Raw genomic sequence first — 21,340 nt, forward strand, 5'->3', positions numbered from 1 at the left:
GGGCAAGGCCGTTCCGGAAGACCTTACCCTGATTAGGCAGCATCCCAAAAGTGTGGGAATGAACAGCCCTAACCCTCGGCAGGTATGCAACTTCCATACCCCGTGCCGTGGCGCACCCCCTCACCTGGAGGCCACTTATCCAAGGCTGGCGATTGAAAAGGCATATCGCTCGAAGAATCAGCCGGAAACAATTTCGCGGAATGTTCCGGTCTGGCAGAAAGCCATTCGACAACACGGGGGCGCATCCCTGGCCGATGTCACCCAGCGCGACACGAACGTCGTCTCAAATGACATACCACCACCGACAAGCTTTGGTAGCACACCAGTCGGCAGGAGGTAACGTGGCTTGGTTCTGTTCGCCCTAAAGAGTGCCGGAGCGCACCACATGATGGCCACGGGCTTCGTTGGATTCGTGCTGAAAGGTCACGCTGACCAGCGGTGTTACTCTAAGCCAGTCAGATCGAAGTTGAACTGATTGTCGCCTGCTTCGACAGTAACTTGCTGAGTGTGCTTGAGTTCGCGAGGCTCCATTGCCCGGGCCATCGTGGCGTCGGCATCTTCGGCCGACATACCCTTGGTGCTGATCCGCAGCTTATCTGCGTCCGGCGTCACAAAGAACTTCACCGTGTGAATCCCCGACAAGGCCCCCATCTCTTCGCGAGTAAATCGCATCTGATAGTTTCCCGATTCGTCGGTAATCCCATTCGAAGGACGTCCCTGGCTGGGATAGAACTCGACCACCGCACCAGCCAATGGCTGACCATTGCGTGTCACGTGCCCATGGACTGGCTGCACATCGAGGCCACTTTTCTGCGAGCATCCAGCCATCGCGACCGAAGCCAGAGCGACCATGCACCACACTTGGAAAGGATTGGTTTTCATAGCAGTTTGCTACCGAATAATGAACGATTGGCTGACCGAAACCAAAAAATGAAAGGCTTCGGCTCCCGGTTCCGCGCACAGGAGCCGAAGCCCATGGGGCAACGATTTACGAAGGGGATCGTGGCTATTGCACGGTCGCCACTTCCCCGCCGGCGATGGTGCCGAACGCTTCGTAAAGCGTGCCGCTAATTACTTCTGGCATGAAACGCACACTGCCATCCACCATTAAGAAATTCGCTCCACCGACGTGGAAAGAACCGTAAGCACGATAAGGCCGGCTGCCGCCAAACTTGTTGATCGGATAGGCGTCGTCCGCCAGGCCCAAGGCTCGGTCGTGCCAGCCCACATGATCGGTCCCCACCCAGCAGGTTGCATAGCGACCCGTCAGGTTCTTCGCCGAGTCGACTTCGCCAACGCAGATAGTGTTCGAGGTGCCGTCGATCACATCTCGCATCTGAGTCGAGAAGTTCGTGCCGAACATGCCATTCACAGTCGAACGCGCGTAGTCGTTGTCGGCTGGCAAAGAACTGCCGAGGCAGCCTTTGTAGTTCGACTTGGCCATGTCCTGGTGGTATTCCTGCTGCTTTTCTGAACCAGGGTCGGAAGGGCAAACATAAGCTTGGATCACGGTCGCGCCGACGCCGGCTGAACCGCGGTCGAACTCCCAGTTGCGAGCGGCCCATTCCTGCTGGATTCGTTCGTAAACGGTTTGCTGTTCCATGAAGGGCAAAATCGCGGCCGACCAGGTCGTTGGGTCCCAGTCGTTGCCGAAGTGGTTATGCTTCAACTGCCCCATTGGGAAGGCGAGGAAGGTGTCGTGATAGTTATGCAGGGCGACGCCCATCTGTTTCAAATTGTTGGTGCATTGCATCCGCCGGGCAGTTTCGCGTGCTTGTTGCACGGCTGGCAACAACAGGGCAACCAATACCCCAATGATCGCAATCACCACCAACAATTCCACCAGCGTAAATCCACGCCGCATTTGCTGAGTCTGTCGCATGAAGAAGTAAGGCCTTTGCACGAACGGAAGACGAGAGATGATTGAGAAACGGCTGTCCCGCCGTGTCATGCCGATGGAAAATCGACGGCCCCCGGTCCGCGAGAACTTGAAGAACGAATACGCCCCAGCCCCCCAGAGGCTACCCCGAAGCTTTAAATAGCGGGCCCAGGTGGCTCCAACTATTGGATTTCGCCCCACCACCTGGACTCGCGAAAATATCGATGCATCCTTCGCAGGAGTTTTCTAGCGATATTAGGGTGGGTTCACCGCAACTACAAACGCCTTATGGGGAAGAACACGGCAAACGCGTGGCCGATCGCGCATACCCGTAACATGAACTTTTCTCGGGCACCGGATAACCCCTGCAGTTCGACGGATTGTCACCCCTCCGTCGAACGAAGGCGTCAAGAAACCGGCTTCTCCGTAGGCTACGGGAGAGCAGAAATTAGCCGCCAGATTTAGGTCCCAAAGCGAACCAAACTCCAATTGTAATCGACGCCAGAACGATGCCCAGTGCGAAGGCTCCCCAGAAGCCCAGCCCAAGCTTGTCGGCAAACGCCAAGGGAACGAAGAAGGGGAGGCCAAGCGGAACCAGGATCAGTGTTTCGCGCGAGAGCCGCGTGATCGTTCCCACGTCCTGGTCTTTCCACCAGACGGCGACAAACGCCACGATACTGACGACCGGCAGCGTTAGTAAAAGGGCGCCAAGGCGGGGGAACCGGTCGGCAATTTGCGAAACAACCGCGACCACCAAACCAGCGACAATCGCACGGAACAACATGGCACACCTCTTTCCCTGGAAACCCATTGGCCAGGGCCCAATCGCCCCAGGCAAGCATTGGCAAGCGGAAGTTTACTCGACAACGATCGGCACGTCATACGAAACCGATTCGCCTTCAGCCGGCACAATCCGGAATCGAATCGCAACCGCTTCCGCTGAGTCTGGAATCATCAAGCCCCCTTGGGCGTAGTGGGCTGGCTCCTCGTCGGTTTCTGGTTCGTAGACCGTGGCGACTTCCTCGGCCAGCACCGATTTGCCATCGGCCGTCACCATGGCATTGAACACCTTCACGCTGTCGACGGACTTTCCGTCGCGGGTAATGGCAACGGCTGGTTCGACTTCTTCCCTTTATGAAGATGACTGCCGTGATGCCCCAACTTGATGGTCATGCCGGCGTGCTGCTTCGGCTCACCTTCCCAAACCAAGGCATCGTCGGGACCGTGCGAGTGTTCATGAGCATGGCCACTGGCTTCCTCTTGAAAGTTGCCAGCATAAGGGGTGCTATCGACTGCGGCACTCAAGGTCCCGGCATATTCTTTGACCGTTGCCAGGCCTTCGTTAGTGCCAACAAAACGTGACGCCTCGCCGGCGGGATCATCGGCCAGGGGCTGGGGAGCCAGATCGATTTGCATCGCCGGATCTTGGATCGTCAGCAACACCGACTCGGCATCGATGGGAGAAGGCGTCTTTTCGTCGCCACCCAGGATATAGACGGTGGCCTGCTTCTGAGCATGATCGACGGTGAACTCGACATGAAAAGTGCCGCCGCCCCAATCGGCAAGCGTTCCACCATGCGGCCCCGGGGCATGCCCATGGCCTTCTTCGCCGTGGTCATGATCATGTTCGCCAGGACCATGCGAATGGCCATGTTCTTCTTCGCCACCGGCAGATACCTTGGGACCGGCCGGTTCGCTACTGCATCCCAGGAACCCTGCGACCGCGATTACCGCGACCAAAGGAAACCAGGTTCGGAGTTTAGTTTTCATGGTATTGCTCCTTGAAAAGGGTGCTTATCAAAATGGTTGGTTTAAGGAATGATCTCTTCGCCAGACGCTTCCGCACGGGCCAGTTGCAATGCTTCCTGGCCGCTGAATTTCCAGAAGATGCCCGGGTGAATCAAGAACTCGCAGAAGGTGGACGTGACCAGTCCGCCGAGGATCACCGTCGCCACCGGGTACAATATCTCGCGACCTGGTTCCTGCCCACCGATCACCAGCGGCAACAAGCCAATGCCAGCCGTCAGGGCGGTCATCAAAACCGGGGCCAGACGCTCGAGACTTCCTCGGACGATCATTTCCTGCGTGAAGTCTTCGCCTTCCTCCTTCATCAGGTGGAAGTAATGCGTCACCAGCAGAATGCCGTTGCGAACCCCGATCCCGCCGAGCGAGATGAAACCGACGAGGCTGGCCACGGTTAGGGTTTGATCGGTAATCACCAGGGCCAACACACCTCCGATGAACGCGGTCGGCAAGGCATTCAAAATCTGCAGCACGACACGAATCGAGGGGAACAAGACCATCAGCACGACAAACATCCCCACGACCGAAACAGCCGCCAGGATCAGAATCGTCCGGGTCGCTCGTTGTTGGCTTTCAAACTGACCGCCGTATTCGATGAAATAGCCTTCGGGCAGTTCGATCTGCCGATCGAGACGTGCCTGAATGGCGGCCACCGCGCTGGCCAGATCGCGATCTTGCGTATTGCAGCGGATCACGATTCGTCGCCGAGCATTCTCGCGATTGACGGCATTGGGACCAGCCCCAGGGCCAATGTTCGCGATCTCGCGAAGTTCGATCTGTCCCTGATCGTTCGGCAGATCGATCCGCAGCCGCCCGAGGTTGGCGTAGTCGGTCCGATGCTCTTCTTCCAAACGAACGAGTAAGTCGAACCGGCGTTGCCCTTCCAGCACTTCCGAAACGACTTCTCCTTGCAGGGCCGTTTGCAAAACCGAGGCAACATAGCCTCGCGTAATGCCATAGAACGCCAGGTCATCAGTTCGCAGGTCGATGTGCAATTCTTCGGTCTGCTGGATCGGTTCGATCACCGGAGGTGTGACCCCTTCAATCTGTTGGATATTTGCTTTGACCTGTTCCGAAAGCTCTTGCAGCTTGTCGATATCGTCGCCGAAGATCTTGATGGCAATCTGCGCATAGACGCCAGAGACCATATGACTGATCAAGTGGGCGAGGGGCTGCTCGACTTCAATCGAGACGCCGGGTACCTCGTCACTAAGCTGGTCGAGCAGACGCTGGATGATCTCATCTCGCTCGTGCTGGGCGTCGGGATTCATGCTCAAGATGTATTCGCCCGCGTTCACTGGCGAGGCGTGTTCATCCATCGCGGCCCGTCCGGTTCGACGCACGAAATGCAGGATCGCCCCGTACGGATTGCGGTCGGACTTCTGCATCTCGCGGAGCTTGGCGTCGATCAAACCGGATGCCATGTTCGAGGCATCAAGCGATGACCCTGGGGGCAGCGTCACATTTATCTGCACGCTCCCTTCGTCAAACTCGGGCAGGAAGTTCTTCCCGAGATTTGCCATCTGCCAGCCAGCGAACGCCACACCGACCCAAGTGAGAATCAGCAGCAGGGCAGGGGCCTTCAAGCTGAAACGAATTAAGTAGCTCGCCATCCACTTGAGCGACCTCAGCAGAAAGCCGTCGTGCTCGGCATGGGTCGCCGGGGCATTTGGCAGCAAATAGTATGACAGGACCGGTGTGACTGTTAGTGAAACCAACAGCGACGCGAGAATCGAAACGATGTACGCCACGCCCAGCGGCGTGAACAATCGGCCTTCGACCCCGGATAAAGCGAACAGGGGCAGAAATACGAGGATGACCACCGCCGTGCCGAACACGATCGCACTACGAATCTCTTTGCTCGCCTCGTACACAACCTGAATCGCTGGCCGAGGAACTTCCAGGGCGTTGTTTTCTTTCAAGCGGCGGAAGATGTTCTCGACATCGACGATCGCGTCGTCGACTAGTTCCCCCATGGCGACCGCGATTCCCCCCAGCGTCATCACATTGATCGACAACTCGGAACCGGACACGAAACCGATCAGCCGAAAAATGAACGTCGTGATCACCAGCGACAACGGAATGGCCGTGAGGGTGATGAACGTCGTGCGGAAGTTCAGCAAGAACAAAAACAGAATGATGATCACCAGCGTCGCCCCGATCACCAGGGCCTCGCCGACGTTGAAGATCCCTCGATCGATGAAGTTGCGCAACTGAAACAGTTCGGGGTTGATTACGATATCAGCTGGCAGGGACGCCTCCGACTGAGCAAAGGCGGTCTCCAGTCGCCCGGTCAATCCGCGCGTATCAACATGCGGCTGTTTGACGATCGTGAACACCACCCCCGGGCGGCCATTCACACTTCCGTCGCCTCGCTTGAACTCGGCTCCTTCAACGATCCGAGCCACTTGTTCCAGCAGACCGGGCGATCGCCATCGAACTTGATCGGAACCTGGCTCAGGTCGTACAGCACTCGATTGGGCTCTGGCCCCAGCCGCCCCAGAATTCGGATCGGGCGTTCCGTTTCGCCAGTCACCGCGAACCCGCCGCTGGTGTTGATGTTGCTCTCTTTGAGGGCTTGTTCGACCTCCTGCAGCGTGACGTCGTATTCGAGTAATGCCGTGGGATCGATGCGAACCTGATACTGCTTTCGATCGCCGCCGAGTACAAACGCCTCGGCCACTCCGGTCACTTTCAAGATCCGCGGTCGAATCACCCAGTCGCAAACGGTTCGCAAGGCGAGTTGGCGAGATGCCTCGGAAGGGAGTTCTACTTCGTGCGTCTTGCCATCGAACATCAAGGTTGCCGTTGGCGTGATGGCAATCGCAGAGGTCGCGTCGGCTGGCACGTCATTCCAGCGAATAACCTCGGCTGAAATCTTCTCCCAACGATCGACATTGTGTCGAACCGTCGGCCGCCACACTTCCAGCGAACGCTGTCCCGATTCATCGAACGTAATTTCCGCCAGCAGACCGCTCTTGCCGATCGGGTAGAGCTCGCCCCCGCGCGGACCTTGCTGTCGATAAATCCCGGCAACGACGATCTGCCCCATAATTGAAGCGGGAGGCGTCATCTGCGGCCGAACGCCTTCCGGCAAAATACCGCCGAGCGTTGCCAGGCGTTCTTGCACCGTTTGCCGGGCCGTTTTGATTTCGGTATCCCAGTCGAACTCGATATAAATCACATTGAGGCCGGCGGTCGACTGGCTGCGCACCGCTTGCACGCCACTGGCCCCCAACAGCGCGATCTCGATCGGCTGGGTGACCAATGTTTCGACTTCTTCGGTCGCCAGGCCAGGGCACTCGGTGATGATAATGACGCGGGGGCGGTCGAGATCCGGAAAGACATCAATTGGCATCTGCGTCGCGAGGTACGATCCATAAACGAGCATCGCCAAGCTAACGACCACTACCAGCAATCGATACTGCAGCGCGAAACGAATAACGGCATTAAGCATGAGACACTCCGATTAGTGTGAGGCGTGAACCGTTCCGTCCGCGTGAACATGCACGTCCGCTCGCACACCGCTGGCCGCTTGGGCTTTCAGTACACGATTGAGCGACGCAGCTCCGTTCTGGGCCAGATACAAACCAGGGATCACGCTGCCATCGTTCTCAATCACGATGTTCATGCGATCTTCGTGCAGCACATGCACCGGAATACGATTGAACAAGTCGCCGTTCTGCTGAAATACAAACGCCTCGGGGCCTTCTCGCACGACTGCCGCCGTCGGCAAGACCAGCACATTCTGCAGTTCTTCGACCGGCACATGCAGTCGCACGCGCTGCCCTGGCCGAAAACGCCAGACGATAAAGGTCTCGCCATTTTTTTCGTACAGGCGAGACTGATTGGTCAGCGGCACATAGAAATCGAACGTCCGGCTGTCGGTATCGATCGCATTGGAGAGATACTGGATCTCGAACCGCTGGTTGAGCTGCGGCCAATGTTTCGGCTGGTCCTCAGCGAACTCGACTGTCAAGTTCCAGCCGTTCTGGGCCGCGTCTTCCAGGAATGGAGCTTCCCGCTTGAAGGCATGCCCTTCGATATAAAGCCGCAAATGATTGGCCAGCGTCGCTAAGAGTTGGCCAGCCTGTACTTGCTGGCCGAGATCGACGTTCAGGTTTTGCACCTCGTAGGCAACCATGCTGTGATCGATCGCTGACAAATCATCCGAAACGGGCCCATCCGCGACCGGCTGGGTTGCTGAGTGAAACGGAGGCGCCGTCACGGTCACGGTCGGAACGAACTCGCCCTGGGCGACCTGATCGACTTGCTGCGAGGTCAGTCCGCGAGCCAGTAGGTCTTGCTGATGACTTTGAATCAACGCTTCCTGCCGACGCTTCTGGCTTTCAAGCTCGATAATCCGAGCCCCTGGCAACGCACCGCTGGCCGCCAAAGGCCGCAGACGCGTCAGTTCCTCCTCGACAATCTGCTTTTCTTTCGTGGTCGTGTACAATTCCTTCTGCGTGTTCTGCAGATACTCACTCGACAGCCGCAAGGTGAAGAGCCTTTCGCCAGGCCGCACCGTTTGACCAGGGTACGCGTGAATCTCGGTGACGACACCTACGGCGGGCGACGTCATTCCACGATCGGTCTCGCCGGGGCGATCGGCGACGATCCCAGGGATCTGAATCGTTCGCCAGTAAGTCTGCGGCTTGGCGGGTTTCGCCACTAGGTTCAAGTTCTTTCGCGCTTGCGACGAAAGCTTCAGCACCTTCGGCTCTTGAACCGGGGCTGGCATCGCAGCGGTTTCGTCCGGCTCGGCAGAGGCCGACAACGAAGGCAGCCACTCTCTTCGAGTTGCAAAGGCTACGGCCACGACCGCAACGACAACCAACGCTACGAAAACAGCGCGCAGAGGTCCGGGAATACGCATCGATCTAAACTCCAAAACGACGCAAGCAAACGTACCTGCGAAAAGACCATCCTGAACTTCAGGACATCACATCAACGATCGGCGGAAGCAGAGGCGGGCACGTCGAACCGTGCGACCGCACATGCCGAGAGAGAACTAGCAGCGAATCGAGAGAAGCTGCACGTAGAGCGCGCACCTGGGGTGCCGAGAATCTGATATCGCTTGCCCGGAGGAATCGGTCGGGGAAACCATCGCCGCCGTAAGCTGCTCCGACAGCGACCGTTGCCAGATGGCAATCAGCGACAGCTCTGGCAATTCGACCGAAACGCTGCCGACCGCCAGATCGACGATCGTGCCGTACCAGGCATCTTCCTCATGCTCGGTTGATTCGGAAGTCGGGGGTAGCGCTGGTTCGACCTTTTTCTGCTGGGTTCGAACCGCATGGTGATGGCCATGATCATGGTCGCCATGCCAATGCACGTGCGGCCGGTCGGCGTGCTGGCCAGCTTCCACCTCTGTCTGATCAAAATGCCAGTGCGGCGCAGCAGCGAATGACTGCCCGACAAGCAAAAAGAAGATCAAACAAAAGGAAACCACGCTACGCATACTGGTCCCAGCAAAGGTCCACGAATCTCGACTAGGGGAAAGAATAGGCCGACGCCCGCCGAAGATCAAGCTGCAAGCCCCTCGAAAAGAGGATCCCCGCATTCGATAGCCCCACCCAATCCAGTCCGCTCGATCACGACCGCGCATAAAAAAACCCCGGAAAATCCGGGGTTGAAAAAAATCTTGGCGTCCAAGGACGCGAAGACCTGAAGTGGGCGATATCCCACTCCAACAGCTTCCGGACAACTTCGCCACGGTCGGCCAGCAGGGAAAGCGGATTGGATTCGCGATCACGCATGATGCGCGAACCATCTTCTACTCGTGAGCTAGGGTTTTTAAACAACCTACCTCACGGACTACATGCAAAGGCCCAATCGATGGAGACGCTTTCGTCAATCTACGAGAACCTCTACCTTCCCTCGAATCTGAAGATTCGTTCTGAATGCACCAAGCGGCACTACAAGATCACGTTCCGACTATGGGAACAGCAGCTCGGCCGGCCGCCAGAACTGACCGACCTGACCGACGACTCGGTCCTGAAGTTCGCCCGCTGGATGCTCGAGAGCAAGCCGCGTAGTCCGGCGACCGTGAATCAAAAGCTCGGCTACATCGCCGCCATCTGGCGTTGGTGTGCGAAACGACGCTTGGTTGAGTACTGGCCCACCTTCACGCCAATCCCTGAGCCGCACATCGTGCCGCGGGCCTGGAATGAACGGCAGCTCGCCACGCTTCACGAAACGCTGCAGCAAGTAGAGGGAAAGATCGACGGTATCCCGGCGTGCGATTGGTGGATCAACCTGCACCGCTTCCTGTGGGAGACCGGCGAACGGATCGGGGCAACGCTCAAGATGCAATGGGACATGCTCGATCGACATGCCTGCACGGTCGATCTGCCGCCAACCATTCGTAAAGGGAAATGGCGGGGGATGGTCTACACGATTTCGGCCGAGCTGATGAACGACCTGGTTGCCATGCGGCGGCACCATCACAACCAGGTCTTTCCGTGGCCCCACTGCGAGCAGACGTTTTACAACCGCTACGAGAAGATCCTGAAGCGGGCAGGCTTGCCAACAAGTCGAAAGCACAAGTTCCACTGCATGCGCCGCAGCTTCGCCAGCCACGTTCAGAAGAACGGCGGAGACGCGACCTATCTATTCCGCCACAGCTCGGCCCGCGTCACGCAGGATAGCTATCTCGATCCGGCGATTGTCGAAGATCGCCCGGCCTGTACGATCTTGAAGCCGCTTTCGGAGATGCGACGGGAGTAGGGAATATCAATGAGATTTCCGGATTCGGTTTGAGAATCGCGATGGTGTTTTACAATACTGCGACCACGGTTGCAGCTAAAGTCTCACCATCGCGCGGAGACTGATATGTAGTCGAACACGGGAGACCGAAAGGAATTGATTTCACTCTGTGACCTGCAACCCAGATCAACTTCTCTTGTGATCTACATAGCCTCTTCGTCGCCGAGTTCTGCTCTTATCGTGTTCTTACAATCCTCAAGGAATTCGTCAGACGTGATGCCAGCAGATTCCGCCCATGTCTTACAAAACCGAGCGTGAAACTTTCCAAGATCAGGGCCGCTAGGCACTCCATTGTCGATTAACCACCTCCCATCGACTGGGCATTTTGCGATGTGACTTAAGACGAATTCCTCAGCTATGCCCTTTAACCGACTATCCCACTCGCGGGGAAGTACACATGCGTTTTTTAGCTGATTCTTGCAATCTTCAAAGTAACGATCGCAGAGTTCCTGAGCGTCTAACGTCAGTCCCAGCTCTTGAACTACATCCTCGAAGGCTTGAGCAACATTCACCCTAGGGGGTAGTTTCGCATCTTTGTCAATCTTTACCAGCACGGCAGCTTTTGATGGACAAACAGGGAGCTTGGTAATCAATGTTTCAAACCCTGAAACCTGAGACTCCCACAATTCGATCAAAGCCAATGTTAGAACTCGCCAGTGATCTTTTCTCGGTACCGGAACGCCAACAACTCCATCGAACCAATCCTTTGCAGCGGTAAGTTTTTCGACATCCTTTGTTCGTCTTGGATTCAAACCATGCTGAGCTGTTGTCCTAAGCACCCTCAATGTCCCACCGAAGGATGTTAAAGGTTCACCTTTCACATCGTTACGACTTGCGTCATAGCTAAAGTCTAGCAAACTATTCAAACCATGATCGCCGGCATCGAACACTACGCATGACAAGTATGACACAACGGAATCGAACCAATGCTTCGGGTCGGGAGAATCAAATGGGCTGTTCATCGGATGCATATTCCATAGAATCTCTCGACCGATAGTTTGCTTGGCCCTCGCCACCGCATTTTCGACTCTACTCAAAGAAGCCTGGAATCGCTGACTCAATTCTTGCCTACTTACAATCGGAACGCATAATCTATCTGCGAGCATTGCCGGTGGAGGCGGCTCCGCCGCGATGGCTGAAGGAAGATCTATATACTCTTCGCGAGTAATTTTCTCATGATACATTTCTAGCCATATCCTGATTGTCTGACGTGATTGGGGCCTTCCCTCCCTTATACTCCTCACCACACGTCGCCGAACATCATCGCGATCAACACCTGGTCCATCGAGCAATTCCGGAAATACGTCACAAACTAAATTGCAGCACAACTCTTCGACAACCTTCGCTTGTGCCTGCTCCAGTGAAGGTATTTCAAGAACATGATCTCCCTCGCAGAGCTCTCGCATGACATCCCAGTTCTCTCGACGTACCGGTAGAACAAGGATTCCATCAAGAGATCTAATTATGGCACGCAGCAACGGCAGTTGCTCGCGCCAAAACCAAACAGGTGTTGCTGGAGTACCATGTACCAGTATTACCTCTGCCTGACCAACTTCGAACAAATCCCCTGATTCTTCAGAGTCCCCAATCAGCTCAATCCAACCGGGGATTGGATCGGGGCTTGTTAGATAAAAAGAATCACTCTTGCGACCAAGACATGCAGCGACTGAATAAATCTGGTTGAGTAGAAAACTTCCCTCATCATCTGAGTCAACAAGCATCCAGGCGACAGTTGCCTGTGTCTCTAACAGTTCTACAACGCTCTGGCGAAAATCGTTTTCCAACCAGTCCGGCCCGAGCGCGGCGACTGGAACCGCATTCCAATCAGCTTGCATCGCCATACCTTCCGACTACTTAGCCTTAAGAGACGCTGAAAACTGAACAAGAGATAGGGCGAATGGCCCGCGATAATTCATGGCGATATGGAAAGGGCCAAATGGCTCGCCCACTCGCCGAGGAGTATCTTGAAACTCATAGATCTTATATGGAACTTCAATCCGCAATTCAGGAATCCAGGCTTTCGCAGTGGATGCAACGCCTCGACTACTTGATCTAGTTTCGCCAAAGAATTCCAATGGTTTACCAGCCTCGTCGGAGAGAACAGCAAGGGCCCTTCCTCGACGATACGAACCAACACTGACCGTTTCCAGACGCTGAAAAGCCTGTAGCGCGTCTACACCTCGCCTCAACTGCAGGCTTGACCAAGCCAAGTGAAATAGTGCGAGGCGACTATCCGTCTCAGATTCCAACTGGATCCTCGAATTAGCAAGCTCTCGCAATTCCCCCCATACTCCCATGGTTAATGCCAGCGAATGGGGTATTTCTTCGAAGAATACACTACCTCCGGTCACTGAACTCCACCAAAGCCGGTAATAGAGCGGAAGCAGCCATTGATCAGTGAGATATGCTTCTCCAGACTTTTCTTTAATATACGAAAGGGCAGCAGAGGGAGACCCTCGTCTGGCTATCATTCTCGCCATAAGGCATGTTGCTGCCGATGGCTGATTCTCAGCGAGTTTCGCAACGGCCTGTTCAATTTTAGCGTCGTCTCCCAGACTTTCTCCGAGCTCCGACTCCCGTTGCGCCAGCAATCCCTGCTGAAAGGGCGTAAGATCAAGTTGGGAATAGCGATCCAGAACCTCGCTCCATTCTGCAAGAATCTCGATCTTGGTACTTTGAGGGAGCGGCCCAGTATCGCAATATCGCTTAGATATCCAACAGGCGGTGTCATATGCTCGGACGTTTTCCTCATCATAGGAAATTGAAGTGTGCCAAGCATTGCGTGCAGAACCGAACAACACCCCCACTTCGGCAAACTGCGTTGGCTTAGGTTTATCCTCCAGCTTCTCACAAACTCGACGTAGTAAAACTCCCTGTATAGCAGCTCGTTCGGTTGAAACAGCAGAAAGCAAAGAACGTTGACCAGAGGTCAATGAAGATTCTCTAGCGTTCGCTAGGAGTTCATTTTCGGCCGCGATGAGAGTAGAGTTCGCTTCTTCTAATCTTTGCTTAGCCTGCTCTGTTTCGTTTGCCGCCATGGCAGATTCAGTCAATTGCACCGACTCACGAGCAGCATTTGCCTTTAGAAGCGAAAGCCTTGGCGATAAATATCCGATGCGCTCAGCAAGTTCTCCCACAAGTACGGACAGTTCATAGTAAAGCTCTTTCATCCGATGAGTCTGAGCTCCCTGAGGTCCGATCGCCTGCAGCGCACGAATCACAAAGTTCAGTTCCTGTGAATTCTCATTGCGTCCCTCTGACGGCTCAATCTTGAGCACCAACTCTTTGATAACGGAAAATCTATCTCGATTTAAGGGAAGCCTTCGCTCGCACCACAACTCAGCCTCTAGCGGTTGCCGTGCTGCCAAAGTATGTTGTTCATCCTGTCGATCTGGAGTAGTCAAGGCGGGAAATGCCTCGAACGCTGTCTTATAGGCCAGATGACGATCAACGGTTAGCAGACGAAGCGCGATAGATTGAGGCAGTTCAAATCCCAACCAACTCGTTACCATTGTGGCATTTACTAAACGTATGACTTCACTCCAGATCTCCTCACTGGTATCTTCATGTGGTTCACTCGCGATTCCCACCAATCGATCACCCAATGCCTCACGTAGTGCAATTTGAATCGCGCCGGATGAACCGCCATTCGACGATGCCTTATCCAGTTCTACCTGAACCCTCGCTCTGAGCTTCTGGATATGAGTTTCGATCTCAGAAATCACACCTTCCTTTAATGGAACTCGCGTAGCATCCGAAATAAAATACAACAGAGTAAATATATTCTTGTAATTATAATCCCTTATGTCATTGACAGACGCCGACAATACGGGGGAATACTTCGAGAAGTGACCAATCAGGCTCTTTCGCTCATCCGGACTGATTTCAACCGGAATATCAATGACATGCATTCGACTCTTAGTCTCGGAACTTATTCCTGTTGAGGTTGCTGAATCTGTGTAAGAAGTTCCGACCACAAGTGCTTTTCTACCGAGCCCCGCCAACTGCAGCGACAATTGGCGATATTCTTCAGGTTCTTCTAAGCCATCCCAGATAATGGCAGAGGCGGTTGATGAAACGCCTTCTACGTACCGCAGCGTTTGGTCTATGTGGCCGATATTGGGACGGACAAATTGTTGTCCAATCATGAGGACAGGAATCCCGAGCCTTCTCAGCTCCACCGCTAATAGCGAAACGATCGTGCTCTTTCCGCTTCCGCTCTGGCCCGACAATACGACCGTAAAATCCTGTGGTGCTGACTTATCCAAGAATTCCAACACATTAGAAAGAACTGTTTCTTTGAAAACTGGACGCTTGAATGCAAATTGCTCAACGCGTTCCAATTGCGAATTCGGCGACTTGCGTAGAAACCGTTTGAACTCATCTTCCAGTTCTCGCGGTGTACCATCAAGCAGTTCTGAGAAATAACGCTTTGCCAGAAACTGAAATGTCTCTGTTAGACGACGATATTCAGGAGTTGGAAGTGTAAGTTGAAGAAACTCGGAATCGTCGTGGCGGCTACCTCTAGTCGGCGTAAAAGGCAGCATCGGAATTGAAATCTTATCTGGATCGGTAACTCTTGGATCAGAAAAGCTCTTAATCCCCTCTGCATCCAGTTCCGCTACGAGGCTAGAAAGCTTTCGTTCATGAACAACTACTGTTCCTGACTCGATTAGATCGATGAAGTCATCACAGCCTTCCAATTCCTGGCGATCCGATTCATCTAAACCAAAAAGATGAACCTGACCTTCCGATAGCATTGATATGTGGAGGGCAAGATCAATAGGCCTGAGCCAGTCTTTCTGGCTTGGACGCCAGCCTTCAACTAACAAAACACCAGTTGGTCCAACTATCTCAGCAAGCGGATGCAACATCTCATGTGCTGCAGATCTTCTTTGTCGGAGGCTGGGCATATTGAGCGGCGGCATCTCAGCCAACGTATCGCGTTCAACCGCCCCGAACAGCCAAAAGACGGTGAGAAAGCGATTGTCAGGGGTATCAAGAGCCCCAAATCGAGAACGCAGTTGCCGTTTCCCTTTTACCTCGAATAGACGACGAATTCCGACCTCAATACTTGATGTGTAGATGCATCGAAAAGCAACTTTTGAGAGTGTTTTTCTTTCTTCGTCAAGGACTACCGCTTCGCCAAGCCGACTGCTGCGTGATGCCCGATCTTGAAGCGATTCGCCCGAATCGAACCACCATTCGTATAGAGGTTTTCCTGTTTCTGAGGCAATAGCCTCATCGATCGAACTAATGTTCGTAGCATCCTGAAAAACACTCTGTCCAAGCAGCAAGACTCTTGGAGAGTTGGAAAGTATGTCCTTAATGTTCAATTGCTTCCCGTCCATCAATATCTTTCATACCGAAACTTGTCGGGCAACTCGATTTTGCAGTGCGTTATTATGCGCCATCGAAGAGTGCGATCAACATTATTAGAGCCATAATTCTAAGAGATAAATCCAGGACTTTGCGGCTGGCCAATGTCCTGTGTGGGCGTGAAATTTGCGTCCATCGTCGTCATGTTGGGATTGTCGACATTGTCCCACTGGTATCACAATTGAAGGTTTGAGTGGCCGCGTTGAACTTCAACGAACCATTGAATTGCCAATCTGCCTCTGCCAGGGACCAATAGCGTTTGTCCGTATCGAATGCTGCAGCTGCGTATCGCAGGATCAGTGATTCTGGCAGATACATAACTCTTAAGCGTTCCCATCAATAGTGAATCCGAACTTAGAGATGGGTACATTCGGAGTATCCGCCATCTGCAATACGACTTTCCCGTCATCGATTCATGAATAATTCCCCACAATTATCGATTCGCACTCTGTATCTTCCGAGTACCCTGTGCTAGGGTGGATATCTACGCCAGCTTCATCATACCAATCTCGGACACTGGTATCGATTTGATCTAGGCAATATCCCGTAGTTGATATTTTCTTGCCCAGGCACATCTGGCAAACTTCCCGTCTTGCCGACCAAGGTGACTCAAATGCAGGAAGCCAAATGTCGCATCATGATCTCACGGATGATCAGTGGAATGCAATCCGGGATTTCTTTCCGGCTAAGTTTTCGAGGCGGCCAGGCAGGCCGTGGGCCGACCATCGGCGTATTGTTAGTGCGATTCTGTGGATCTTGCTCACGGGCAGCCCGTGGCGAAGCTTGCCGGCGGAGTTCGGCAGTTGGCAGACCGCCTACAATCGTTTCCAACGCTGGATCGACAACGATTTGTGGGACGAAGTTTACGCGGCGTTGTTGCATCAGGCAGATGCCTGCGGACATGTCGATCGCTCGCTGTGGTGCGTCGACGGAACGGTGATTCGAGCTCACCGGTGTGCGTCAGGCATGTTGCCGCAAAGCGTGGAGAACGACGAAATGAACGCACTCGGAAGGTCTCGCGGCGGATACTCGATGAAGCTTCACGTGCTCACCGATGCCAACGGCCTGCTGATGTCGTGGACTGCCTCACCTGGCCAACGACACGAGTCCCAGGAACTCAAGCGACTGTTGGCCAACAGCCTGTTCCCGGTGGACTGGATCGGTCATCGACCACAAGCTATTGCCGGTGACAAAGGATATGGCTCCGCGGAAATCCGCGAGCACATTGCACGAAAGCGAATCCAAGTCGTGATTCCACGGAAGAGCAACGAAGCCCCGGCGGAGGACTTCAATCCGAAAACCTATCGCCGAAGAAACATCGTGGAGCGGGCCATCGGATGGCTCAAAGTATCTCGCCGTGTCTTCGTTCGGTACGATAAACTAACCTCGTCCTACCTAGCCTTCGTCCAACTCGCTGCCATGTAACGACTGCTGCGGTATGTTTAACGGACAGTGCCTAGTATCCGTTACCTGTTCACCACACAATCGCTCACAAGCAATCGCGGCGATCTCCGGGCTTTTCTCGATCCCTACCGCACGCAGCCCCAATTCCCGGGCTGCGACCAGTGTCGTCCCACTTCCAGCAAAGGGATCCAGCACGGCGGCGTCTTCTCGCCAGGCGATCAGCTTCAGCAGGTCGGTCATCAGCTCCACCGGCTTTTCGGCGCAATGGACGCGGCGGGCAGAGGGGACCAGGTTATGACGCAGGGCACCTGGTAGCGAGGGGCCTTTCCGCTCGAGCTTTCCTTTCGAGCCCCATACCACGAACTCGCAACGCTGCGAGATCCCGCCCAGCCGCGGCCGGGCGTTCACCTTGTCCCAGCTCGCCACGCCATGCCACAGGACGCCGGCGCCCTGCAGCACGTCGGTCATCGTCGGTAGTTGCCGCCAGTCGGTGAACAAACAGACGATCCCACCTGGCTTGAGCAGCTCGATCGCCGCTCCCAGCCAGAGCATCGCCCAGGCTCGGTAGCTGCGCTGGTCCATGTTGTCGCCCAGGAAGTCGGGAAACTTCTTCTTGGCGTCGCTCGACTGATACTTGCTGCTGGTCGTCGCCTTGCGGCTGGAAGCATGCAGGCCGCCGGAAGAGTAGGGCGGGTCAGAAATCAACGCGTCGAACTGCTGGTCCTGACGCTTCAGCTCAGCTAGCACGGCCAGGCAGTCCCCTTGGTACAGAGTTTGTCCGTCGGCATCGTAAATGCACTTCATGGTGTCGTCTCTTGTTGCTACTTCAATGGTGCTAAATCAATAAGGCCAGGGGCATCCTTGCCCCCAGCCGCAGCTCCCTCCTGGAGCTGGTTCCATCCCTGATCTCACTTGCAAAAACGGCAATAGGTCCCTACCGCCGTCTTGCTGGTTTCCATCGCCACAGGACGCTTTAGCGCGTCCTTCAACCGGTCGACCGCTGACCGGCCTGTCGTATTGGTGAAATGCTCCTGCTGGTGCCCCTGGGCCCGCTGGCGATACAGCACGATCGCCGGCAGCTTCTGCGGTAAGCCTTTGAGCACCTTCCCCCGCATGTTCGCGTCGAGGTCGTAGTCGATCAGGGAAAGCGACACGTCCCCCAGTTCGCCCGCCTGGTGCGTCGCCAAAAGCCGCTCTTTCGTCGCCGGGCAGGCGGGGCACCACCTGGCAGTGACCATCACCACCAGCGGCTTACCCTCGTCCTGCAGGGCGTGATAGGCATCGTCATAGGCAACAAAGCCGCTGCCCGGGGCTGCCTTGCCGCTGTCGGGCTCGGGGCGGGGCCCTGGCGGCGGATCCGGGATCCCGTCGATCTCCGAGGCCTGCCCTGTAATCGCGGCGTAGGCGATCGCCACAGCGGCCCGGGCGCGGGGCACGTCGGCCTGGGCGGTCGAGGTGAGCAAGAGAGCTGCCAAGACTGCGATCGCGAAAATTCCGTGCATTTCTACCATCCTTCCGAATGATCAAGCGGTGCGCCAGCCTGCATCAGGAACTCGTCGGGAGCCTGGGCCGGCGCGTGACTGAGAAAGGGGCGGGGCGACTGCTCTGCCGGCGGCCCGCTGTCCTGCATGTTTCGATCGACCAGCCAATTGGCCAGCACGCGGACGATCCGTTTTCGCAGCGTGTCGTGCTGCTCGGGATTCACTCCGCCGGGGCCATTGACCACGTCAGCCGTGCGATCGACCAGGGCATACGCACCGAACAGCAAAACAACCGCGACGAACAAAGCATGAGACCATTTCATGACACCACCTAGGGAACTAACGCGAAGTGCGTTTCCGTGTCACCGACCGGGTCGGCCAGAACCCAGTCGGCGTGGTTGATTTCCTGGAAGGGAAAGCCGCCATATCCGCTGACGCAGTAGGAGTCGCGTCCGGCCAGCATGCGGTTGACGGTATTACGATCGACCCAGAACGAGCCATCCGGCATATCGTCTGGGTACTTGGGACCATCGATCCAGCTCGGCCCCCAACTGTTCAAACAAAGCAGGCCAGGGCGGTCACCATGGCGAACCCCAATAAAGCACATACAGTGGGGCCACGATCCCGCAGCGCGGGCAAACCCATCGGCGTCTCGCCGGGAAGTGAAGCCTTGGCCCGAGCAGACCGGCACGGGATAGCCAGAAGCAATCGCGGCAGCCGCTTCGTCAAAATTCGTCACCAGGGCGACGTCGCGGACCGGGTGCTTCTTTGCTTCGTTATCGAGCTTGCCGTGGTCTCCCTGACCGCCGTTGCCGTAATAGCCCCAGTCCTTCGCTCGTCGCGAAGAATAAGTCGTCAGGTCGACCCCGTCGTACTCGTCTCGAAAGACCAGCCCCCACTCGCGAACCCACTTAGCCGCGGCAGCTCCGTAGCTTCCGTCGGACCAGCCACCGGTACGAACGCCCCGGGCCTCGACGCGCGAGCCGCCGTAGATCGATTCGGTGGCCACCAGCTTGAAGTCGGCCGAGTCGCCCCGCAGATACATGATCGCCAGGTGAATGTCGGCTCCATGCGCCCAACCGAAGGAGACACAATCTCCGATCCCTTGCCGGCCGACCACCCACGCATTGCCATACTTCTTCTCGTAAGCCTTGTAGAGGGCTCGGTACAGCAGCACTTCTTGCGGATCGCCGATCGCCTGAAAAAGTCCCGGCCCCGCTTCACGAATCGTCGGTTTCGGAAGCGAACGAAGGAACTCGCGTTGCTCTTCCGGATGGGGATCGTATCCAAACAAAGCCTCGCCCGGCTCGCCCGCGGCCGGCAGCACATCGGCCGAGGGAGCTCCCTGGCGAACTTCCTCAGGTGTGGGTGCCGTTCGCTCGCTGCCGGTCTGCAGCCAAGAAATGGCAGCTAGGCCGCCGGTGAGTAGCAGGATCAAGGAGATCGCCGAAGTGAACTGCTTTTGCTGATTGGTCATCGTCCTAACACCTCACTCGCGTAATGTGCCGACCTGGCCAGCTGCCGATAGGCGGCCACCCACTGGGCGCGTTTGGCCTGGTCGATCTTGCCCCCATCCTTGCCCACCTTTTCCGTCAGGTAGCTGCCGATGACCGGGCCCAGGTCTTGGTAGAAATCGGAATAGCTTCGCTTCTCCCGTTCGACGTATCTGCCGACGCGACTGAGGTTGTACAGCTGGGTACCGTTGGTCAGCAGCGGTTCGGTCTGCTGACCATCCCAATCGATGCCGTCGGCGATCGCATTACACAAGTCGCCGAAGTCTCCGGCATCCTTGGCTGCCTGGTCGGGATGGTCCGATTTCTGAAACACCGCCAATAGGTTCGGCCCTCCTGGGTCGACCGGCGACGAAGGAACCACGCTGCCTGGCAGATACGGCGACGCGGCGGAATAGGCGGCCACCGTGAGAAACGCGAGAATGATCATCGTGCTTGGTTTCATTCGCTTGCCTCCGGCCCGAACATCACGCGATCGTGAAAGAGCACCGCCGCTTTTTCCACGGCATCGGGTCCGCCATTCTTGGCGAGAAAGTCCCGCGTGCGGATCCACAAAGCGTGGGCCTCCCGCTCGGAGATATCTTTCCGCTCGGTAAGTACGGGCAGTGCCACAGACGATTTCTGCTTGAGCAGGTCCGCCACGTTTGTGCTGGCCTGGGTCTTGGACGTTTTTCCCCCGGAGCTGGTCCACGCCTGGTAAACCGCGACGAGAATGGCCCCCAGGAATCCGATGATGACGCCACTACTCATGATTGATCTGTTCCTTGAACTTCAGGTAAACCGCGTCGATGATCCCATCGGCCAGGACCAGCAAGCCTGCCTTGATCCAGCGGCGAAAGAATACAGCCCACGTTGGAAGTGGCACGGTGTCGAGGAACCCCGCGAGGCCATCCAGGACCATCTGCTTTTTCTCGGCGCCGCTCTTCTCGAGTTCCAACGCTGCTGCCTGCATCAGGTCTTGGAGCAGATCTTGAAAGACGCCACCGAATGCCGACCAGGAAAAGATCTCGGCCAAGCGGTCCTTCGCGTTTTCGACTAAGGTCCCTTGGAACAACTGAAATGCCATGGCTCACCCTCGCATACGTTCTGGTGGAAACATGCACGCGATCGTGCGT

General features: G+C 55.7%; 18 protein-coding genes and 1 pseudogene. 2 read left to right on the forward strand and 17 right to left on the reverse strand.

The window, feature by feature from the left end; genetic code table 11:
* Nucleotides 1–441: 441 nt before the first annotated feature.
* From ABD890_RS25090 to ABD890_RS25130, 8 genes and pseudogenes are all read right to left on the reverse strand, one after another.
* Nucleotides 442–882 carry a hypothetical protein gene (locus ABD890_RS25090; protein ID WP_345095790.1) on the reverse strand — a complete coding sequence of 147 codons (441 nt, stop codon included), beginning with the start codon at nt 880–882 and terminating at the stop codon, nt 442–444.
* Between the two features lie 124 nt (nt 883–1,006).
* A complete protein-coding gene (locus ABD890_RS25095; RefSeq protein ID WP_345095792.1) occupies nt 1,007–1,882 on the reverse strand; it encodes a DUF1559 family PulG-like putative transporter in 876 nt (291 codons plus the stop codon).
* Between the two features lie 445 nt (nt 1,883–2,327).
* Entirely contained in the window at nt 2,328–2,663 is a 336-nt protein-coding gene (locus ABD890_RS25100; RefSeq protein ID WP_345095794.1) for a hypothetical protein, read from the reverse strand.
* A 72-nt stretch (nt 2,664–2,735) separates the two neighbouring features.
* Nucleotides 2,736–2,936, reverse strand: a complete 201-nt coding sequence (locus ABD890_RS25105) for a hypothetical protein (RefSeq protein WP_345095796.1) — start codon at nt 2,934–2,936, stop codon at nt 2,736–2,738.
* A gap of 14 nt (nt 2,937–2,950) precedes the next feature.
* On the reverse strand, nt 2,951–3,649 hold the full coding sequence (locus ABD890_RS25110; protein ID WP_345095798.1) for a hypothetical protein: 699 nt from the start codon (nt 3,647–3,649) through the stop codon (nt 2,951–2,953).
* A gap of 41 nt (nt 3,650–3,690) precedes the next feature.
* Nucleotides 3,691–7,139 (reverse strand): annotated as a pseudogene (locus ABD890_RS25115) (efflux RND transporter permease subunit).
* Between the two features lie 12 nt (nt 7,140–7,151).
* On the reverse strand, nt 7,152–8,459 hold the full coding sequence (locus ABD890_RS25125; protein ID WP_345095803.1) for an efflux RND transporter periplasmic adaptor subunit: 1,308 nt from the start codon (nt 8,457–8,459) through the stop codon (nt 7,152–7,154).
* 234 nt (nt 8,460–8,693) lie between these two features.
* A complete protein-coding gene (locus tag ABD890_RS25130) occupies nt 8,694–9,143 on the reverse strand; it encodes a hypothetical protein (RefSeq protein ID WP_345095804.1) in 450 nt (149 codons plus the stop codon).
* A 377-nt stretch (nt 9,144–9,520) separates the two neighbouring features.
* Between ABD890_RS25130 and ABD890_RS25135 the strand changes: the two genes are divergently transcribed.
* Nucleotides 9,521–10,411 (forward strand): tyrosine-type recombinase/integrase, encoded by an 891-nt coding sequence (locus ABD890_RS25135; protein WP_345095805.1) that lies wholly within the window; start codon nt 9,521–9,523, stop codon nt 10,409–10,411.
* 182 nt (nt 10,412–10,593) lie between these two features.
* Here the strand turns inward: ABD890_RS25135 and ABD890_RS25140 are convergent, their stop codons facing one another.
* Nucleotides 10,594–12,285: a hypothetical protein gene (locus ABD890_RS25140; RefSeq protein ID WP_345095806.1), complete on the reverse strand. Its 1,692-nt coding sequence runs from the start codon at nt 12,283–12,285 to the stop codon at nt 10,594–10,596.
* Between the two features lie 15 nt (nt 12,286–12,300).
* Entirely contained in the window at nt 12,301–15,801 is a 3,501-nt protein-coding gene (locus ABD890_RS25145; RefSeq protein ID WP_345095807.1) for a P-loop NTPase fold protein, read from the reverse strand.
* A 655-nt stretch (nt 15,802–16,456) separates the two neighbouring features.
* On the opposite strand from ABD890_RS25145, the gene ABD890_RS25150 reads away from it, so the two are divergent.
* Nucleotides 16,457–17,254 carry an IS5 family transposase gene (locus ABD890_RS25150; protein ID WP_345095808.1) on the forward strand — a complete coding sequence of 266 codons (798 nt, stop codon included), beginning with the start codon at nt 16,457–16,459 and terminating at the stop codon, nt 17,252–17,254.
* On the opposite strand, the gene ABD890_RS25155 is transcribed toward ABD890_RS25150, so the two are convergent.
* From ABD890_RS25155 to ABD890_RS25185, 7 genes are all read right to left on the reverse strand, one after another.
* Nucleotides 17,225–18,037, reverse strand: a complete 813-nt coding sequence (locus ABD890_RS25155) for a DNA-methyltransferase (RefSeq protein WP_345095809.1) — start codon at nt 18,035–18,037, stop codon at nt 17,225–17,227. The genes ABD890_RS25150 and ABD890_RS25155 overlap by 30 nt on opposite strands.
* Nucleotides 18,038–18,141: 104 nt before the next feature.
* Nucleotides 18,142–18,735, reverse strand: coding sequence for a TlpA family protein disulfide reductase (locus ABD890_RS25160; RefSeq protein ID WP_345095810.1), 594 nt, complete (start codon nt 18,733–18,735; stop codon nt 18,142–18,144).
* 2 nt (nt 18,736–18,737) lie between these two features.
* Nucleotides 18,738–19,037: a hypothetical protein gene (locus ABD890_RS25165; protein WP_345095811.1), complete on the reverse strand. Its 300-nt coding sequence runs from the start codon at nt 19,035–19,037 to the stop codon at nt 18,738–18,740.
* Nucleotides 19,038–19,045: 8 nt separating this feature from the next.
* Nucleotides 19,046–20,191 carry a C1 family peptidase gene (locus ABD890_RS25170; protein WP_345095812.1) on the reverse strand — a complete coding sequence of 382 codons (1,146 nt, stop codon included), beginning with the start codon at nt 20,189–20,191 and terminating at the stop codon, nt 19,046–19,048.
* Nucleotides 20,188–20,670 (reverse strand): hypothetical protein, encoded by a 483-nt coding sequence (locus ABD890_RS25175; protein WP_345095813.1) that lies wholly within the window; start codon nt 20,668–20,670, stop codon nt 20,188–20,190. Before ABD890_RS25175 ends, ABD890_RS25170 begins: the two co-directional genes overlap by 4 nt.
* Nucleotides 20,667–20,975 (reverse strand): hypothetical protein, encoded by a 309-nt coding sequence (locus tag ABD890_RS25180; RefSeq protein ID WP_345095815.1) that lies wholly within the window; start codon nt 20,973–20,975, stop codon nt 20,667–20,669. Before ABD890_RS25180 ends, ABD890_RS25175 begins: the two co-directional genes overlap by 4 nt.
* Nucleotides 20,968–21,291 carry a hypothetical protein gene (locus ABD890_RS25185; protein ID WP_345095816.1) on the reverse strand — a complete coding sequence of 108 codons (324 nt, stop codon included), beginning with the start codon at nt 21,289–21,291 and terminating at the stop codon, nt 20,968–20,970. The genes ABD890_RS25180 and ABD890_RS25185 overlap by 8 nt, the downstream gene beginning before the upstream one ends.
* Nucleotides 21,292–21,340: the final 49 nt, after the last annotated feature.

It is taken from the genome of Bremerella cremea (genome assembly GCF_039541315.1).
Lineage (GTDB): Bacteria > Planctomycetota > Planctomycetia > Pirellulales > Pirellulaceae > Bremerella > Bremerella cremea.

Bases quoted from the DNA above. Each gene is read 5' to 3' on its own strand.
- ABD890_RS25185 (WP_345095816.1), bottom strand. From the start codon at position 21,291: ATGGCATTTCAGTTGTTCCAAGGGACCTTAGTCGAAAACGCGAAGGAC.
- ABD890_RS25175 (WP_345095813.1), bottom strand. From the start codon at position 20,670: ATGAAACCAAGCACGATGATCATTCTCGCGTTTCTCACGGTGGCCGCC.
- ABD890_RS25165 (WP_345095811.1), bottom strand. From the start codon at position 19,037: ATGAAATGGTCTCATGCTTTGTTCGTCGCGGTTGTTTTGCTGTTCGGT.
- ABD890_RS25090 (WP_345095790.1), bottom strand. From the start codon at position 882: ATGAAAACCAATCCTTTCCAAGTGTGGTGCATGGTCGCTCTGGCTTCG.
- ABD890_RS25145 (WP_345095807.1), bottom strand. From the start codon at position 15,801: ATGGACGGGAAGCAATTGAACATTAAGGACATACTTTCCAACTCTCCA.
- ABD890_RS25155 (WP_345095809.1), bottom strand. From the start codon at position 18,037: ATGAAGTGCATTTACGATGCCGACGGACAAACTCTGTACCAAGGGGAC.
- ABD890_RS25170 (WP_345095812.1), bottom strand. From the start codon at position 20,191: ATGACCAATCAGCAAAAGCAGTTCACTTCGGCGATCTCCTTGATCCTG.
- ABD890_RS25130 (WP_345095804.1), bottom strand. From the start codon at position 9,143: ATGCGTAGCGTGGTTTCCTTTTGTTTGATCTTCTTTTTGCTTGTCGGG.
- ABD890_RS25140 (WP_345095806.1), bottom strand. From the start codon at position 12,285: ATGCAAGCTGATTGGAATGCGGTTCCAGTCGCCGCGCTCGGGCCGGAC.
- ABD890_RS25105 (WP_345095796.1), bottom strand. From the start codon at position 2,936: ATGGTGACGGCCGATGGCAAATCGGTGCTGGCCGAGGAAGTCGCCACG.
- ABD890_RS25160 (WP_345095810.1), bottom strand. From the start codon at position 18,735: ATGCACGGAATTTTCGCGATCGCAGTCTTGGCAGCTCTCTTGCTCACC.
- ABD890_RS25100 (WP_345095794.1), bottom strand. From the start codon at position 2,663: ATGTTGTTCCGTGCGATTGTCGCTGGTTTGGTGGTCGCGGTTGTTTCG.
- ABD890_RS25150 (WP_345095808.1), top strand. From the start codon at position 16,457: ATGTCGCATCATGATCTCACGGATGATCAGTGGAATGCAATCCGGGAT.
- ABD890_RS25180 (WP_345095815.1), bottom strand. From the start codon at position 20,975: ATGAGTAGTGGCGTCATCATCGGATTCCTGGGGGCCATTCTCGTCGCG.
- ABD890_RS25110 (WP_345095798.1), bottom strand. From the start codon at position 3,649: ATGAAAACTAAACTCCGAACCTGGTTTCCTTTGGTCGCGGTAATCGCG.
- ABD890_RS25135 (WP_345095805.1), top strand. From the start codon at position 9,521: ATGGAGACGCTTTCGTCAATCTACGAGAACCTCTACCTTCCCTCGAAT.
- ABD890_RS25095 (WP_345095792.1), bottom strand. From the start codon at position 1,882: ATGCGACAGACTCAGCAAATGCGGCGTGGATTTACGCTGGTGGAATTG.